The following is a 14,849-nucleotide window of genomic DNA, read 5'->3' as shown; positions in this document are numbered from 1 at the left end:
ATCGGGCGGCGTGACGCGCTAAGGGACGCCCTGCGGGACGCGGGGGGCGTCCCATCACCACCCTGGGGATCGGACCATGTCGAAGCGTCTTCTCATTGCCGGGCTCGCCGCCGCGGCCCTCGCCACGCCTGCCTTCGCGCAGCAGGCCTGCGTCCAGCCGGCCGAGCAGACGGCCTTCCAGGTCCGCGCTCTCCAGTCGCAGCTCATGGTCGCCGCGCTGACCTGCGCGCCGGCCGACAACATCTACGCCGCGAACTACCGGCAGTTCCTCGACCGCTACAAGCCGCAGCTGGAGCAGGCCTTCCGCACCATGCAGGGCCACTACCGCCGCACGGCCGGCGCGGGGAACCGTGGGGAGCGCGCGCTGGATCAGCACGTGACGACGCTCGCGAACATCAACAACCAGGACGGCACGCGCCAGGGCTCGCTGTTCTGCCGGAACGCGGCGTCGCTCTTCCAGCAGGCGCTCGCGGCACCGCAGGAGATGGGCGCGCTCGCCACGGTCGCGCAGAACAATAACCTCGCCAATCCGCATGGCCGTGCGGAATGCACGACGCCCGCGGCTGCGACGCCGTCCGGCAATTCTGCCCGGGGCCGCAACCGCAGCGCGGATTCCGGAACCGTCCGCACCGCGGAAGCCGCGACGCGCTGACGCCGCACCGGGCCCGCGGCCTGCGGTGCCCGCTGCGATATCACGCCCTGGACCGCGAGGTCCGGGGCGTTTTCGTCTGCGTGGCGTGAAGCGCCGACGCATGGAGCCGACGGGGGCGGAGCGGATGAAGCGCGTTCCGTTGGCGTAGGACGGAATGCAGCGGCGCCGGGGCCGGGCTACTGGCGCAGCGCTTCCCCGAGCCGGACGATCCCCCGCTCGATGTTGCAGAACTCCCACCGCACGGATCCGCGCTGGATGCCCCTCGCGCGGCAATCGGCGAAGGCGGCCTGCATCGCGCCGAGTGTCAGGCCCTGCGCCTCCCGCACCTCGTTCGGCCCAGCGTAGAGCGGAGTCTCCGCCGTGCGTTCGGCGGCGACGAGGACATCGGCCGATTCGCGCTCGACGCAGCGACGCCAGGCGTCGTCGGTCTGGTCGGCGCAGGCGAGCCGGGCGTCGCGGAGCGCGATGAGAACGGCGAGGCGGCCCGCGACGGTATGCTCGCGCGGCTCGGCCTCCGCCGGGAGGGCGATGCCGAGGACGCAGCAGGCGAGGAGGATGGCACGCAAGGGCAGGACCCACCGGGCTGACGCGGCCCCCTGTGGCCGCCCCTCCGAAGGATGCCGGGTCCGTGAGCGGCCTGCCAAGCAGGATCACACGGCTTCGTGAGCCTTCTCGCGGGCCGAGTCACATTCCTGCCACTGTTCTTGCCCCTTGCTGATGCAGCCTGCCCGGCCGCGCGGCAGTCCGCTGTTTGGTCCGGGGCCGCAGCGCGGCCCCGGACGCGGGGTGTCAGCGCAGGACGATTTCGACTCGGCGGTTCTGCGGCTCCCGCACGCCGTCCGCGGTCGGGACGAGGGGGCGGCTCTCGCCGAAGGCCTGGATGCTGATCTCGTTGCGGGCGACGCCGTTCCGGGTCAGCTCGGCCGCGACTGCCTCGGCGCGGCGCTGGGACAGGCGCTGGTTGTACTGCGGCGTGCCCGAGCGGTCGGCGTGGCCTGCGACCTCGATCCGCGTGGTCTGGGTCCGCCGCACGTTCTGCGCTGCCTCGGCCACGATCTGGCGTGCGCGGTCCGTCAGGTCGGCGCGGTCCCAGTCGAAGAAGACGAGGTAGGTGCGGGCCGGCGAAGGTGCCGCCGCGGGGAGGGGCGCCGGCGCCGGGACGGCCGCCCGCGGCTGGTTGAAGGCGTAGCGCGCGCCGATCATGATCGAGTGGTTACCCGAATTGCCCGCCTTGAAGTAGCCGCGGGAGACGAGGGCGCCGGTCGGGCTGCGGACCTCGCCGTCGAACTTCTGCTCGAGGGTGCCTAGGTAACGGTACTCGAGCGTCAGGGCGAGGCCGGGGGCGAAGCCGACGGGGATCGCGGCGCCGGCGATGCCCTGGTAGGCGAGGCGACCATCCGTGTCGTTGATCACGATCCGATTGCCGGTCGCGGTGTTCCGCGTGCCCGCAACCCCGTCGAACTCGGTCCAGAGATAGCCGACACCGCCGCCGATATAGGGCACGACGTTCGCGCCGGGGATGCGGAAGTCGTAGAAGGCATTGCCCATCACGCCGTACTGGCGCGTGCGCCCGCCGTTGTCGCGGAAGGTGCGGGTAACCGGGCCGCCGCCGAAGCCGCCGATGCGGTCCACGTCGTTGTAGCGGAAGTTGCCCTCAACCTCCGCGCGGATACCGTTGCCGAAGCCCCAGCCGATCGAGGCGACGCCGACGAGGCCCTCATCGAAGTTGACGACGCCGCCGGGCGTGGTCCGGACCGTGTTCTGGAAGTAGCTGCGGTTGCCGAGCACGCCGTTGCCATAGGCACCGAGGCTGCGCTCGTTCTGGTGGTTCCAGCCGGCACCACCCGCGATGTACAGGCCGCTCACCGGCGGCACGCCCGCCGGATCCGGGCTGCGGAACAGGCCCTGGGCTTGCGCGGCGGGTGCGGCGAGAGCGAGGGCGCTGGCAGCAAGGAGAAAGCGGCGGAACGACATCGTGGTGAAATCCCTCATCGGGCGCCCCGGAACGGTCAGGGGTGCGGACCGGGCGTGAACGAGGGTTTCTTGCCGTGGATGCAACGTCGCGGCCCATGGGACGACGCTCCCGGGCCGATGTGGCGTCGAAAACACGACACGCCCGCAACGACGGGGACTGAAGCGTCGAAGACTGCCGCGACGGAAAAGGAAAGGGGCGGCCCGGTTGCCCGGGCCGCCCCCATCCGTCTGCCCCGCGAGGGACGTCCGGCTTAGCGCAGGACGATCTCGACGCGGCGGTTCTGCGGCTCGCGCACGCCGTCCGCGGTCGGGACGAGCGGGCGGCTCTCGCCGAAGGCCTGCACGACGATGTTCTGCCGCGCGACGCCGTTGCGGGCGAGCTCGGCGGCGACCACCTCGGCGCGGCGCTGCGACAGGCGCTGGTTGTACTGCGGCGTACCCGAGCGGTCGGCATGGCCGGCCACTTCGATGCGCGTCACGTTGGCCGTGCGCGAGGCGTTCGCGGCTTCCGCCACGATCTGGCGCGCGCGGTCCGTCAGGTCGGCCCGATCCCAGTCGAAGAAGACGAGGTAGGTGCGGGCAACCGCCGGCGACACCGCGGGCCCGGCCGGGGCCGCGACCGGCGCCGGGCGCGGCGCGTTGAACGCGTAGCGAAGGCCGACCAGGACGGAGTGGTTGTAGTTGTCCACCTCGACGCGGCCGGTGCCCGTGCCGAAGCCCGAGGAGATCGTCGTACCGGAACCCGCGGCCTGGCCGGTCACGCGCGCGTTCAGGCGCGGCGAGAGCGTGCCGAGGAAGCGGTACTCGGCGGTCAGCGCCAGGCCGGGGGCCAGGTTGAACGCCACGCCCGCGATGCCCTGATAGGCGAAGCGGCCGTCGGTGTCGCTGATCGTCAGGCGCTGACCCGCGCCGTTCGTGCCGAGCAGGATCGGCGCGCCGGCGAAGTTGTTGCCGCGAACGCTGTCATACTCGTGCCAGACATAGCCGGCGCCGACGCCGACATAGGGCTGCACCGGCAGGAAGAAGCCGGGGATGTTGAAGTCGTAGAACGCGTTGCCCATCACGCCGTAGGAACGCGCGCGGCCACCCTGGAAGCGGGGCGTGCCGTTGCTGAACCGGAGGCTGTCCAGGTCATTCTCACGGTAGTTGCCCTCGATCTCGGCGCGGACGCCGTTGCCGAAGCCGTAACCGATCGAGAGGACGCCGGCCCAACCCATGTCCCACTCGGTCTTGACGCCGTTCGCACGGACGCCACCCGTCGTCACCAGGGCCGCGCCGGCAGTGCCGTCGACCTGGTCCTTGCTCGACTGCAGCCAGTTGAAGCCAGCGCCGCCCGCGATGTACAGGCCGGTCACCGGCTGCGCCTGGGCGGCGAGCGGCAGCGACATCATCGTCGCCGCCAGAAGCGCCTTCTTGAGGCTCATGATCAAAAGTCTCCCTCGATCCACCAGGGGAACGCGCTGCGTGGGATGGAGGAACTCCCTCGATTCCGGCGCGGCGTGAGCAGAGACTTATCACTCACCCCCGCCGCTTGCACCGCGTCAGCGCGAGGTCAGGAGGTGTTTCGGACCGCTGTGGCAGACGGGCCACAGCCCCCCTGGGCAAATCGGTCACAGACCCGCGAGAAGGGTCGGCTCCGCTGTCCCTTCGAGGCTTCCGAGCGGGAGCAGGCGCGTCGCGTGCCCCATCTTGCGGCCCGGCCGGGCCTCCGCCTTGCCATAGAGGTGCGGGGCGACGCCGGCCGCGGCGACGAGCGCCGGCCAGCGCGCCATCCCGTCCGGCCCGACGAGATTCCGCATCACCGCGTCGGCGTGGCGGTCCGTCGCTCCGAGCGGCAGGCCGGCGACGGCCCGCGCGTGCTGTTCGAACTGGCCAACGGAGCAGGCGTCCATCGTCCAGTGGCCGGAATTGTGCGGCCGCGGCGCGATCTCGTTACCGAGGAGGGTGCCGTCCGGCAGCAGGAAGAACTCGACCGCGACGACGCCGACGAGGTCCAGCCCCGCCGCGACGCGGGCCGCGTGCAAGCGCGCGGCGCCGGCGACCGTCGCCGGGACGCGCGCGGGGGCGAAGGAGAGGTCGAGGATGTGGTGGCGGTGCCGGTTCTCGACGGCGTCGTAGGTCAGCACGGTCCCGTCCACGGCCCGGGCGGCGATGGCGGAGACCTCCGCCGCGAAGGGGACGAAGGCTTCGGCGATAAGCGGAAGCGGTCGCAGCCGGGCGAGGGCGGCCCGTGCGTCCTCCTCCGTCCGGACCACTGCCTGGCCGCGCCCGTCATAGCCCAGGCGGGTCGTCTTCAGGACCGCCGGCAGGCCGACCGCGGCGAGCGCCGCGGGCAGGTCCGACTCGTCCCGCAGCGCCGCCCAGGGCGCCACGGGAACGCCGGCCGAGGCGAGGAACCGCTTCTCCTCGACCCGGTCCTGACAGACCGAAAGTGCGCGCGTTCCCGGACGGCAGGGGACGAGGGGCCCAAGCACCTCCAACGCGGCCGCGGGCACGTTCTCGAACTCGAAGGTAACGACGTCCACGGCGCGGGCGAAGCGGCCGAGAGCCTCCCCGTCCTCGTAGTCCGCGACGGTCGAGGCCGCGGCGACCTGGGCGCCGGGCCCATCGGCCTCCGGCGAGAAGACATGGCATCGATAGCCGAGCCGGGCCGCCGCGAGGGCCGTCATACGCCCCAGTTGCCCGCCGCCCAGGATGCCGATGGTGGAACCCGGGGGAAGCGCGCCGGCGGTCGTCGCGCCAGCCGCCGTCACGCCGGCCGTCGTCACGCCGGCCGTCGTCACGCCGGCTCGTCCGGCACGGCGGCGGACTGCTCCGCGCGGAAGGCGTCAAGGCGCGCGGCCAGGGCAGCGTCGGAGGTCGCGAGGATCGCGGCGGCGAGCAGGCCCGCATTCACGGCCCCCGCCCGCCCGATGGCCAGCGTGCCGACGGGGATGCCGGCCGGCATCTGCGCGATGGAGAGGAGCGAATCCATGCCCTTCAGTGCGTGGCTCTCGACGGGGACGCCGAGCACGGGCAGGCGGGTCAGGCTGGCGGTCATGCCAGGCAGGTGTGCGGCGCCGCCCGCGCCGGCGATGATCACCTTCAGGCCTCGGCCGGCGGCCGCTTCGGCGTAGTCCACCATCCGGCGGGGGTGCGGTGCGCCGAGACGACGCGGCATTCATGCGGAACCTCGAGCCGCGCCAGGACCTCCGACGCGTGGCGCATCGTTTCCCAGTCGGAGCGGCTGCCCATGATGATTCCGACGAGCGGGGAGGGGGGCAGCGGGGAGGGGGCCAGCGGGGAGGGGGTCGGGGGCGTGGTCACGCGAGGCGGCCCTCCCGTGCGCCGCGGCGGCGTCGGGTGGCCCCAGCGGCCGGGCGACCGCACTTCCTAGGACCATCCAGGCGATGCTCGTCCCCCGGAGCGCCCAGGCGCTGTCGCCCTCCGGGAGGGCTCAAGCGATGATGTCCGGGACGAGGCGGCTCTCGAGCCAAAGGATTTCGTCCTTCAGCTTGAGCTTGCGCTTCTTGAGCCGCTGCAGCTGCAGCGCGTCGTGGCGGTCATCCGTCAGACGGGCGATGACCGTGTCGAGGTCACGGTGCTCGCTGCGCAACTCGTGCAGGCGTCGGAGGAGGCTGTCGCGGTCTTCCAGCATGGGTCCCCGGGGCCGGAGGAAGGGGCCCGGCGCCATGCCCCGGGCATTCTGTCGGGCGCTGGGCGGTCACGTGACAAGCCCGTGAAAACCGTCGCGCCCGAACGGGAGCCGCGCCTATCATATCCCCGGGCGTGGCGACAGCCGTTCCCGTCCGGCCGCCATCCGGCCGCCGGTTCCGTTCCTTGAACTGAGGACCAGACGCATGATCCAGCCCCGGCTGCAATCGCTGAAGGACCGTCACTCCGCCCTCGAGGCGAGGATCGGGATGGAAGCCCAGCGGCCCCTGCCGGACAGCTTGGCGCTCGGCCGCCTGAAGCGGGAGAAGCTGCGACTCAAGGAGGAAATGGAACGCCTCCGACCGCCTCATCGCGCGATAGAGCACCGGCCGGGCGAGCACCGCCCGGGAGCCTGATCCGCCCACGCGGAGGGGGCCTCGGCCCCCAATCCGGCCGGCGCCGCCTGGCGGCCGCCCTTCCGGCCCGTGGTCCGGGCGTGACCCCGGATCAGGCCGGCCGGGGTTCAGGCGGCGTCGTGCTCCGGCACCGGCGTCACGGGCTCGGCCCCGATCGAGGTGATCAGCGCATTCAGCTCGGACTGGGTGGTCAGGCCGAGCGTCACGGGGTCACGCGGCTTGATGTTGGCGGAGTTCCAGTGGGACTTGTCCCGGACCTTCGCAATCGTGTCCTTCGTCGTCCCGAGCAACTTGCCGATCTGCGCGTCCGTCAGCTGCGGGTAGTGCCGCAGCAGCCAAGCGATCCCATCCGGCCGATCGTTGCGCTTGGCCACGGGCGTGTAGCGCGCGCCCTTGCTCCGCTGCTTCGGCTGGGGAAGGGAGGACTGGACGATCTGGAGGCGCGCGTTCGGGTCGGCCTCGCAACGGGCGATCTCCTCCCGCGTCAACTGGCCGTTCTGGACGGGGTCGTAGCCAACGATGCCCTGCGCCACCTCGCCGTCGGCGATGGCCTGGATCTCGAGCGGGTGCATCGCCACGAACTCGGCGATCTGGTCGAAGGACAGGGAGGTCTTCTCGATCAGCCACACGGCGGTGGCCTTCGGCATGAGCGGGGTCGGCATCGCTGGATAATCCTTGGGCCCGGGGAGGGCGGCGGTCAGGTCTGGCCCCCCGCGGCGTCGCCCCGGATATAGAGAGGGGTGTAACCGGGGTCCAGCGGACCACCCCGCATGGAGGAACCGTCATGATCGGCGACGAGGACGACCGCCCCCGGGCGCAGACGGGGTTCCGCCCCGCGGACGTGGCGGTCATGTCGGTGGCCGCGCTGCAGGAATACGTGGCCGAGCTGCGGGCGGAGATCGCCCGGGCGGAGGCGGCGATCGAGGCGCGCGGCAGTTCGCGCCAGGCGGCGGACGCCTTCTTCCGGCTGCCGGAGGGTTAGGGCAGGTCCGCCTGGAGCGGAGTCGCTCGGAGCGGTGAACCGGTTTTCCGTACAGCGGCCCAGAGCCGTCGATGCAGATGCGGCCGGCCGGGAATAAGTCTTCGGCCGATCGTCTCGAAGCGGTGGACCTTCGCCTGGGCAGTGGCCCTCAGGGCGTCGATGCGGACGACGATCGGCCGGGATCAAGCCAGGGCCGGCCCCGCCGGACGAGCCGCGGCCCGGCGGGCGCGGTCAGGCGGTGCGCGCGGCGGCATAGGGCGGCGGCCCTGCGGGAAGGGTGACCTGGCCTTCGGCCCAGGACGGCGCCGTCGCCGGTGCAGCGTCCGAGTGGGACGGCAGGCTGACGGATTCGTCCGCACGTATGCCGGCCCGGTCGCGCGCGGCCAGCCACCAGGCGATGGCGGCGCAGGTGACCACCGGCCCCGGCGCGAACATGACGGAGTAGATGCCGGAGACGAGGATCTCCAGCAGCACGAAGTCGAGGAGCGCGCGGCGGAAGGGATCGGCACCCGCGAGGGCGCGAAGGTCCGACCACGCCCGGAAGTAGATCATCGCGACGAAGGCGGTACCGACGACGCCGTATTCCATCAGCACGCCGACCCAGCCGATGTCGGTGAGCCAGAAATCGGCGTAGCCCACGACGTCGGCCATGGTGACCGCGCTTTCGGTGCTGATCGAGCCGGTGCCGAAGATCAGGCGCAGAGGATGCTGGAACATCCAGTCGAAGGCGATGCCGAAGGACCTGATCCGGATGAAGAGGGAGGCATCGAAGATCCGGCCGAGCATGTCGGGGACTCCGGGCCCGTAGATCATGGCGGCGGCGCCGGCCGGCAGGGCCGCGAGGGCGGCGAGGGCGAGTCGCCAGCGGCCTGGCAGCGCGAAGAAGGGAGCGAGCAGCAGGATCAGGACGGTGACCGAGGTGGGGAAGCGCGCCTTGAAGATCAGGGCCAAGGATACGATCGCCGCGAGGATGAGGGCGGGCTGCCAGAGCCTGCGTTCCATCGCGAAGCGGCGCCCGAGGTAGAAGACCGCCACGTAGCCGAGCGACATGGGCATGCGGATGAAGTAGTCGCGCCCCTCGTCCCAGCTGAACAGGGATCCCACGGCGTCGTACCAGGCGAGCGGCACCGTGACCCAGAGGAGCCACATGGCCGGAAAGGTTGCCATGCCCAGGCCGAGGAGCGCGCGGCGGAACGAGACTTCGGAGGGACGCAGCAGGACGAGGGCGGCGGGGACGGCGAAGTAGAAGACCATCGGCCAGGCCCGGACGGTGGAGATGACCGCATCCAGGACGTCGTTCGGGAGATAGACGAGGGAGAGCGCGGGGGTGACGAGGAGGGCGTAGGCCAGGAACCCGGTGTAGAGCGCTGCCCGCGGCAGGCGGAGCGCCAGCATCCCGTAGAGCACCAGCGGCAGGACGACGATCGGCCAGACCTTCGAGAGCAGGTAAACCGGCCCGAGGTCGCGCTTGTAGTAGGGCAGTTGGTAGAACATCGGCAGCAGGAGGAGGGGCCAGAGCCAGAGCAGGCGGGCCCGCAGCGCTGTGCCCACGGTGACGCTTCCGATCATGTCGCCGAGCCTTATGCCACGTGGTGGGGCTGCGACGAAGCGCGAGCCGCCTCCCAGGGGACGGGAGCCCCGCGGTAACTCCTCCCGCGCCGTCCGAAGGAGCTCCCATGTCCGCCCAGCCCTGCGTCGTCGCCGTCGCCGTCGCCATCACGGGGTCGGTTCCCCGGAAGAAGGACAACCCCGCGCTTCCCGTCACGCCGGAGGAGCAGGTGGAGAGCACGCAGGAGGCCTTCGAGGCCGGGGCGTCGCTCGTGCACATCCACGTCCGGGACCCGGACGAGAGCCCGTCTTCCGATCCCGCGCTGTTCGCACGGGTGCAGGAGGGGCTGCGGAAGCATTGCCCCGGCATGATCGTGCAGTTCTCGACGGGCGGGCGGGGGCGCGATCCGGCGGCGCGTGGCAACGCGCTGGAGCTGCGGCCCGACATGGCGTCGCTGTCCACGGGGTCCGTGAACTTCCCGACGATCGTCTACGAGAACCCGGCCTCGCTCGTGACCGACCTCGCGACGAGGATGCGGGCTTTCGGCGTACGGCCGGAGATCGAGGTCTTCGACCTGTCGCACCTGCACGGCGCGCGGCGGCTGGTCGAGGCGGGGCTGATGGACGACCGGCCGCACGTGCAGTTCGTGATGGGCGTGAAGAACGCGATGCCGGCGGAGGAGCGGCTTCTGGACGTGCTGCTGACGGAGCTGCGCCACGTCCTGCCGCGCGCGACGTGGACGGCGGCCGGCATCGGGCGGGAGCAGGCGCGGGTGATGGGCTGGGTGCTGGCGCGCGGCGCGGACGGCGTACGCACGGGGCTGGAGGACAATGTCCGCGTCGGCAAGGACCGCCTGGCATCGGGCAACGCGGAACTCGTGCGCATGGCGGTTGAGGCGATCCACGCCGCGGGCCGCCGGCCCGCGACGCCGGCGGAGGCGCGGGCCATGCTGGGGCTTGCAGCATAGGCCCGACCCATGCTGCGCAAACCGCCGGGGCCTGCTGCTCCGGACGGGGGGGAACGGGGGTCGACGGTCGTCCGGGCGTGAGGGCCCCCGCGTGATGCGTCAGGCGCGCGGGCGTCCCGGTCCTTCAGGTTCCGCAGCAGCGCGAGCAGGCGACGATTCCCCGCAGGTCCTCTCCGACGACGGGCGCCAATCCCGCGCGGATCGCCTCGGCGCGCGTAAGGTCGCCGCGGGCGCTCGGCTCGATGACGCGCTCGATCATGGAGGCGACGAAGGTCACGCCGGCGGCCTTCACGAGCTGCATGGCGCAGGGGGCAACGAGGTTGCCGGCCGGGCCGCGGCCATCCGGGCCGAGGAGGGTGTCGAGCGGCCGAAGCCTATCGCGGCCATCAGTCGGGCACCGGGCGAGGCGGTGCGTGTTGCCCAGTGCCCGACTGATGGCCGCGATAGGCTTCGGCCGAGTTCCCGTCCGGCATCCGCCGCGGCATCCTGGGCGTAAGCTGGGGCGAGGCGTGGATACCCCATCGCCGGGCCCGGGAACGGAGCCCTACGCATGTCCGCAGGAGTCGTCGGCCTTGAGGTGAGAGCCGTCACCGGTGGCTTCGAGGTCAGCGCGCAATGGCTGATCGTCACCGGGCCCTTGCAGGCCCGGGTCCTCGCCGCGCTGGATTGGGGGGACGGCACTTCCGCCATCGTCACCGCGCCGCAGCCGGGCTTCGCCTTCGTCCAGGAGCACACCTACACGCTCACCGACGGACCGATCGCGGGCCTGGCGAGCTTCGCCGCGCTGCTGACGGACCCGCCGGGCGGGACGGTGACCAACGAGGCGCGGATCTACCTCGATCCTGGCGCCAGCGCCGGCGTGGCCCGGACGGGCTGGGCGGGGCAGGACCTGATGCTCGGTGGGGTCGGGGCGGATTCGTTGGACGGCAGCGGCTCGGGCGACACCCTGTACGGCGGTGCCGGCGACGACGTGCTGACGGGCGGCGCGGGCCGCGACGGCCTGTACGGCGGCGACGGGGCCGACGACCTCCTGGGTGGCGCGGGGGTGGACTTCCTGTCGGGGGGCAACGGAAACGACACGATCCGGGGCGGTGCCGATGGCGACCAGATGGATGGCGGGGCCGGGAACGACCTGCTCGCCGGCGGTTCTGGCGACGACAACGTATTCGGCGACGTCGGTGACGACCGGCTGAGCGGCGGCGACGGCAAGGATACCCTCGTCGGCGGCACGGGCGCGGATACGCTGGGCGGCGGCGACGGGCAGGATCTGCTCGTTGGCAATGCCGGCGCCGACCGGCTCGACGGCGGTGCGGGCGACGACATCCTCGTCGGTGGCGCCGCGGGGCCGGACGCGCCGGACGGCGCGGACATCCTGACCGGCGGGGACGGGAACGACCTGCTCATCGGCAACGAGGGCGACGATCGTCTGTTCGGCGGGACAGGCGCCGACATCCTATACGGCGGCACGGGGGCAGACCGCATCGTGCTGGAAGCGGACGGCGCGATGGACGTCGTGCAGTTCGTCACGCTCTCCGAGGCCGGCGACCGGATCACCGGCTTCACACCGGGCGAGGACCGGATCCAGTTGTTCTTCCTCGGGCTGACGGCGGTGATCCCCAACGCCGATCCCCTCCCCAACGCGCCGACCGGGACGCTTCTGTTCGACACGGATACGGGGCGGCTGTCCTACGATGCGGACGGGTATGCCGCGGGCGACGCCGTGCTGATCGCAACCCTCGTCGGTGTCACGTCCCTCTCCTCAGCCGACTTCTTCTTCGGCTGATCGCGGCGGCGCCGCGTGGCCCGTCAGGCCACGTAGCGTTCCCGCAGGTGCAGGCGCTTCGCCCCGGGATCGGGGCGCGGCACCGCCGAGAGCAGCGCGCGGGTATAGGCGTGGTTGGGGTGGTCGCAGACCTGCTCGGTCGGTCCGGTCTCCACCACCTGTCCGCGATACATCACGGCGACCTCGTCGCACATGTAGCGGATGACCGAGATGTCGTGGCTGATGAAGAGGAAGGCGAGCTGCAACTCGTCCTGGAGCGTCAGCAGCAGGTCGAGCATCTGGGCGCGGAGCGAGACGTCGAGGGCGCTCGTCGGCTCGTCCGCGATGATGATGCGGGGATCGAGGGCCAGCGCCCGGGCGATGCCGATGCGCTGGCGCTGGCCGCCGGAGAAGGCGTGGGGGAAACGCTCGCCCCAGGAGCGATCGAGGCCGACGCGGTCCAGCAAGGCCGCGACGCGGTCCCGCAGCGCGGCGCCGGAGGCCAGCCCGTTCACCAGAAGCGGCTCGCCCACGATCTGGTTCACCGTCATGCGCGGGTTCAGGCTTGCGAAGGGGTCCTGGAAAATCATGCGGACCTCCCGGCGCGCCTGGCGCAGCGTGGGGCGGTCGGCGGTCGCGAGGTCCACGGTGGAGCCGTCCGGGCGACGGTAGAGGACCTGGCCGCTGGTCGGGTCCACCATGCGGAGGATCGAGCGCCCGAGCGTGGTCTTGCCCGATCCGGACTCCCCGACCACGCCGAGGGTGCGGCCGGGCACCAGGATCAGCCGCACCCCGTCCACCGCCTTCACCACCGGCGGGGGCGGGCCGAACATGCGCTTGCGGCTCGAGAAGTGGACGGCGACGTCGCGCACCTCCAGCACCGGCGGCACGTCGAAGCGCATGGGCGGGCGCGCGGCGCGGATGGCGCTGGGCTGTTCCAGCTTCAGCACGTTGCCGATGAGGTGGCGCGTGTAAGGCTCGGTCGGGGCGGTGAAGATACGGTCCACCGTTCCGCGCTCGACCACCGCGCCACGGTTCATCACCACGACCTCGTCCGCGACTTCCGCAACCACGCCCATGTCGTGGGTGATGAACATGACGGCCATGCCGCGCTCGACCTGGAGGCGCTTGATCAGGTCCAGGATCTCCGCCTGGGTCGTGACGTCCAGGGCCGTCGTCGGCTCGTCGGCAATGAGGATGGTGGGGTCGCAGGCGAGCGCCATCGCGATCATCGCGCGCTGGCGCATGCCGCCCGAGAACTCGAACGCGTAGCGGTCCACGGCGGTCTCGGGGCGCGCGATCTCGACGGCGCGGAGCAGGTCCACGGCGCGGGTGCGCGCCTGCCGCTTGGTCATGCCGAGGTGGAGGCGGAGGACCTCGGTGATCTGGTCCCCGATCGTGTGGACGGGGGAGAGGGAGGACATCGGTTCCTGGAAGATCATCGCGATCTCCCGGCCCCGGATGCGGCGGATGGCGCGGCTGCGGGGATGCAGCGCAGCGAGGTCGGCGACCGTCCCATCCGGCCGGTTGAAGATGATCTTGCCGCCGGTGATGCGCCCCGGCCGGTCCACGATCTGGAGGACCGATCGCGCCGTGACCGACTTGCCGGATCCGGACTCGCCGACGACGCAGAGGGTGCGGCCGCGGCGCAGGTCCATCGAGACGCCGTCCACCGCGTGCAGCACGCCGTGGCGCAGCGGGAAGTCCACGCGCAGATCCTGGATGGACAGGACCGTCGCGTCGGCGCGGAAGAGGTCAGCGGTCATAGGGATCGCTCGCGTCGCGCAGGCCGTCGCCGAGGAAGTTGAGCGCGAGGACCGAGATCACCACCGCGACGCCCGGCGCGAAGAGCCAGGGCGCGGAAGCGATCGAGCGGATGTTCTGCGCTTCCCGCAGGAGCACGCCCCAGGAGACGACGGGCGGTTGCAGCCCGAGGCCGAGGAAGGAAAGGGCGGTTTCCGCCAGGATCATCGCGGGAATCGCGAGGGTGATCGAGGCCACGATGTGCGAGGTGAAGGAGGGCAGCATGTGGCGGAAGATGATCCGTTTCTCCGATGCTCCGTCCAGTCGCGCGGCCATGACGAAGTCCTCGGTCCGCAGGGACAGGAAGCGGCCGCGGACGACGCGGGCGAGCTGTGCCCAACCGATGAGGGACAGGATGATCGTAATCATGAAGTAGGTTGCGACGGGCGGCCAGGACTGCGGCAGGGCCGCGGCCATGGCGAGCCAGATCGGGATGGTCGGCAGGGACAGGACGAACTCGATGACGCGCTGGATCGCGAAGTCCACCTTTCCGCCGTAGTAGCCGGAGATGCCGCCGAGGATGATGCCGATGATGAGCGAGGCGGTAACGCCGACGAGGCCGATCGACATCGAGATCTGCGTCCCGAAGGCCAGCCGCGACCAGACGCAACGCCCGAGTCGGTCGGCCCCAAGGGGGTAGAAGGTGACGGTCGGATCGCCCGATCCGATCAGGTGGATGTTCGTCCGGAACAGGCCGAAGAGCTCGTAGTCCGGCCCGCGCACGAAAAAGGCGATGGGGATCTTGCGCGAGGTGTCCGGAGTGAAAAGCGGTTCCAGCGTCACCCGGTCCCGCGTCAGGCGCATGGGGTTGAAATGCAGGCGGAATGCGCCGTCGTCGAAGAAGTGGATGGGATGGGGCGGGTGATAGACCTGGCGCGCCGCCTGCTGCGCCGGGTCGTTGATTGCGAAGAAGCCGGGCGCGGCGGCCATGACGTAGATCAGGACCGTCACGACCAGCCCGACCATGGCCAGCTTGTGCTTGCGGAATCGCCACCAGATCAGCGTCCACTGCCCCGCAACGTCGTGGCGGGAGACGGGCGGCGCGATCGCGGGACGGTCGGGCTGCGGGGTTGGGGCGGTGTTGAGGGCGACGTCGCTCATCATCGACTCC

15 protein-coding genes and 1 pseudogene are annotated in these 14,849 nt (G+C 71.4%); 5 read left to right on the top strand and 11 right to left on the bottom strand.

All coding sequences use genetic code 11. The annotated features are described in order from the left end of the window. The first annotated feature begins 76 nt into the window (after positions 1–76). Positions 77–652 (top strand): hypothetical protein, encoded by a 576-nt coding sequence (locus tag ACE7GA_RS25110; RefSeq protein WP_376093216.1) that lies wholly within the window; start codon positions 77–79, stop codon positions 650–652. 176 nt (positions 653–828) lie between these two features. Here the strand turns inward: ACE7GA_RS25110 and ACE7GA_RS25105 are convergent, their stop codons facing one another. The 6 genes and pseudogenes from ACE7GA_RS25105 to ACE7GA_RS25080 form a co-directional block, all read right to left on the bottom strand. Then, on the bottom strand, positions 829–1,218 hold the full coding sequence (locus tag ACE7GA_RS25105; RefSeq protein ID WP_376093213.1) for a hypothetical protein: 390 nt from the start codon (positions 1,216–1,218) through the stop codon (positions 829–831). Positions 1,219–1,441: 223 nt separating this feature from the next. Next, positions 1,442–2,644: an OmpA family protein gene (locus ACE7GA_RS25100; protein ID WP_376093210.1), complete on the bottom strand. Its 1,203-nt coding sequence runs from the start codon at positions 2,642–2,644 to the stop codon at positions 1,442–1,444. 233 nt (positions 2,645–2,877) lie between these two features. Beyond that, entirely contained in the window at positions 2,878–4,050 is a 1,173-nt protein-coding gene (locus ACE7GA_RS25095; protein WP_376093207.1) for an OmpA family protein, read from the bottom strand. A 186-nt stretch (positions 4,051–4,236) separates the two neighbouring features. Further along, entirely contained in the window at positions 4,237–5,379 is a 1,143-nt protein-coding gene (locus ACE7GA_RS25090) for a 5-(carboxyamino)imidazole ribonucleotide synthase (RefSeq protein WP_376100520.1), read from the bottom strand. A gap of 26 nt (positions 5,380–5,405) precedes the next feature. After that, a pseudogene (purE, locus tag ACE7GA_RS25085) lies at positions 5,406–5,860 on the bottom strand (5-(carboxyamino)imidazole ribonucleotide mutase). 202 nt (positions 5,861–6,062) lie between these two features. Beyond that, positions 6,063–6,263 (bottom strand): YdcH family protein, encoded by a 201-nt coding sequence (locus ACE7GA_RS25080; RefSeq protein WP_376093204.1) that lies wholly within the window; start codon positions 6,261–6,263, stop codon positions 6,063–6,065. 202 nt (positions 6,264–6,465) lie between these two features. Here ACE7GA_RS25080 and ACE7GA_RS25075 point away from each other — a divergent pair, with 202 nt between their 5' ends. Beyond that, positions 6,466–6,675: a YdcH family protein gene (locus ACE7GA_RS25075; RefSeq protein WP_376093201.1), complete on the top strand. Its 210-nt coding sequence runs from the start codon at positions 6,466–6,468 to the stop codon at positions 6,673–6,675. Between the two features lie 107 nt (positions 6,676–6,782). Here ACE7GA_RS25075 and ACE7GA_RS25070 read toward each other — a convergent pair whose 3' ends face one another. Further along, positions 6,783–7,337 (bottom strand): DUF1013 domain-containing protein, encoded by a 555-nt coding sequence (locus ACE7GA_RS25070; RefSeq protein WP_376093198.1) that lies wholly within the window; start codon positions 7,335–7,337, stop codon positions 6,783–6,785. 122 nt (positions 7,338–7,459) lie between these two features. Here ACE7GA_RS25070 and ACE7GA_RS25065 point away from each other — a divergent pair, with 122 nt between their 5' ends. After that, the gene (locus ACE7GA_RS25065; protein ID WP_376093195.1) at positions 7,460–7,657 is read left to right on the top strand and encodes a DUF1192 family protein; all 198 of its coding nucleotides are present in this window, start codon (positions 7,460–7,462) and stop codon (positions 7,655–7,657) included. A 231-nt stretch (positions 7,658–7,888) separates the two neighbouring features. On the opposite strand, the gene ACE7GA_RS25060 is transcribed toward ACE7GA_RS25065, so the two are convergent. Beyond that, entirely contained in the window at positions 7,889–9,226 is a 1,338-nt protein-coding gene (locus ACE7GA_RS25060) for a hypothetical protein (RefSeq protein WP_376093192.1), read from the bottom strand. A gap of 107 nt (positions 9,227–9,333) precedes the next feature. Here ACE7GA_RS25060 and ACE7GA_RS25055 point away from each other — a divergent pair, with 107 nt between their 5' ends. After that, positions 9,334–10,173 carry a 3-keto-5-aminohexanoate cleavage protein gene (locus ACE7GA_RS25055; RefSeq protein ID WP_376093189.1) on the top strand — a complete coding sequence of 280 codons (840 nt, stop codon included), beginning with the start codon at positions 9,334–9,336 and terminating at the stop codon, positions 10,171–10,173. Between the two features lie 124 nt (positions 10,174–10,297). Here the strand turns inward: ACE7GA_RS25055 and ACE7GA_RS25050 are convergent, their stop codons facing one another. After that, positions 10,298–10,474: a hypothetical protein gene (locus tag ACE7GA_RS25050; protein WP_376093186.1), complete on the bottom strand. Its 177-nt coding sequence runs from the start codon at positions 10,472–10,474 to the stop codon at positions 10,298–10,300. A 249-nt stretch (positions 10,475–10,723) separates the two neighbouring features. Here ACE7GA_RS25050 and ACE7GA_RS25045 point away from each other — a divergent pair, with 249 nt between their 5' ends. Then, a complete protein-coding gene (locus ACE7GA_RS25045) occupies positions 10,724–11,956 on the top strand; it encodes a calcium-binding protein (protein WP_376093183.1) in 1,233 nt (410 codons plus the stop codon). Between the two features lie 23 nt (positions 11,957–11,979). On the opposite strand, the gene ACE7GA_RS25040 is transcribed toward ACE7GA_RS25045, so the two are convergent. Together ACE7GA_RS25040 and ACE7GA_RS25035 are read right to left on the bottom strand one after the other, a co-directional pair. Continuing rightward, positions 11,980–13,701, bottom strand: a complete 1,722-nt coding sequence (locus tag ACE7GA_RS25040) for an ABC transporter ATP-binding protein (RefSeq protein WP_376093180.1) — start codon at positions 13,699–13,701, stop codon at positions 11,980–11,982. Then, a complete protein-coding gene (locus tag ACE7GA_RS25035; protein ID WP_376093177.1) occupies positions 13,691–14,839 on the bottom strand; it encodes an ABC transporter permease in 1,149 nt (382 codons plus the stop codon). The genes ACE7GA_RS25040 and ACE7GA_RS25035 overlap by 11 nt, the downstream gene beginning before the upstream one ends. Positions 14,840–14,849 lie beyond the last annotated feature (10 nt).

The organism is Roseomonas sp. CCTCC AB2023176 (genome assembly GCF_042259275.1).
Classification (GTDB): domain Bacteria; phylum Pseudomonadota; class Alphaproteobacteria; order Acetobacterales; family Acetobacteraceae; genus Roseomonas.
The sequence above is the reverse complement of the archived record's forward strand: the minus strand, read 5'-3'. Positions and strand labels throughout refer to the sequence as shown.

Excerpts from the sequence above, each read along its gene's own strand:
- ACE7GA_RS25110 (WP_376093216.1), top strand. The coding sequence starts at position 77 with ATGTCGAAGCGTCTTCTCATTGCCGGGCTCGCCGCCGCGGCCCTCGCC.
- ACE7GA_RS25100 (WP_376093210.1), bottom strand. The coding sequence starts at position 2,644 with ATGAGGGATTTCACCACGATGTCGTTCCGCCGCTTTCTCCTTGCTGCC.
- ACE7GA_RS25095 (WP_376093207.1), bottom strand. The coding sequence starts at position 4,050 with ATGAGCCTCAAGAAGGCGCTTCTGGCGGCGACGATGATGTCGCTGCCG.
- ACE7GA_RS25080 (WP_376093204.1), bottom strand. The coding sequence starts at position 6,263 with ATGCTGGAAGACCGCGACAGCCTCCTCCGACGCCTGCACGAGTTGCGC.
- ACE7GA_RS25075 (WP_376093201.1), top strand. The coding sequence starts at position 6,466 with ATGATCCAGCCCCGGCTGCAATCGCTGAAGGACCGTCACTCCGCCCTC.
- ACE7GA_RS25070 (WP_376093198.1), bottom strand. The coding sequence starts at position 7,337 with ATGCCGACCCCGCTCATGCCGAAGGCCACCGCCGTGTGGCTGATCGAG.
- ACE7GA_RS25065 (WP_376093195.1), top strand. The coding sequence starts at position 7,460 with ATGATCGGCGACGAGGACGACCGCCCCCGGGCGCAGACGGGGTTCCGC.
- ACE7GA_RS25060 (WP_376093192.1), bottom strand. The coding sequence starts at position 9,226 with ATGATCGGAAGCGTCACCGTGGGCACAGCGCTGCGGGCCCGCCTGCTC.
- ACE7GA_RS25055 (WP_376093189.1), top strand. The coding sequence starts at position 9,334 with ATGTCCGCCCAGCCCTGCGTCGTCGCCGTCGCCGTCGCCATCACGGGG.
- ACE7GA_RS25050 (WP_376093186.1), bottom strand. The coding sequence starts at position 10,474 with ATGCAGCTCGTGAAGGCCGCCGGCGTGACCTTCGTCGCCTCCATGATC.
- ACE7GA_RS25045 (WP_376093183.1), top strand. The coding sequence starts at position 10,724 with ATGTCCGCAGGAGTCGTCGGCCTTGAGGTGAGAGCCGTCACCGGTGGC.
- ACE7GA_RS25040 (WP_376093180.1), bottom strand. The coding sequence starts at position 13,701 with ATGACCGCTGACCTCTTCCGCGCCGACGCGACGGTCCTGTCCATCCAG.
- ACE7GA_RS25035 (WP_376093177.1), bottom strand. The coding sequence starts at position 14,839 with ATGAGCGACGTCGCCCTCAACACCGCCCCAACCCCGCAGCCCGACCGT.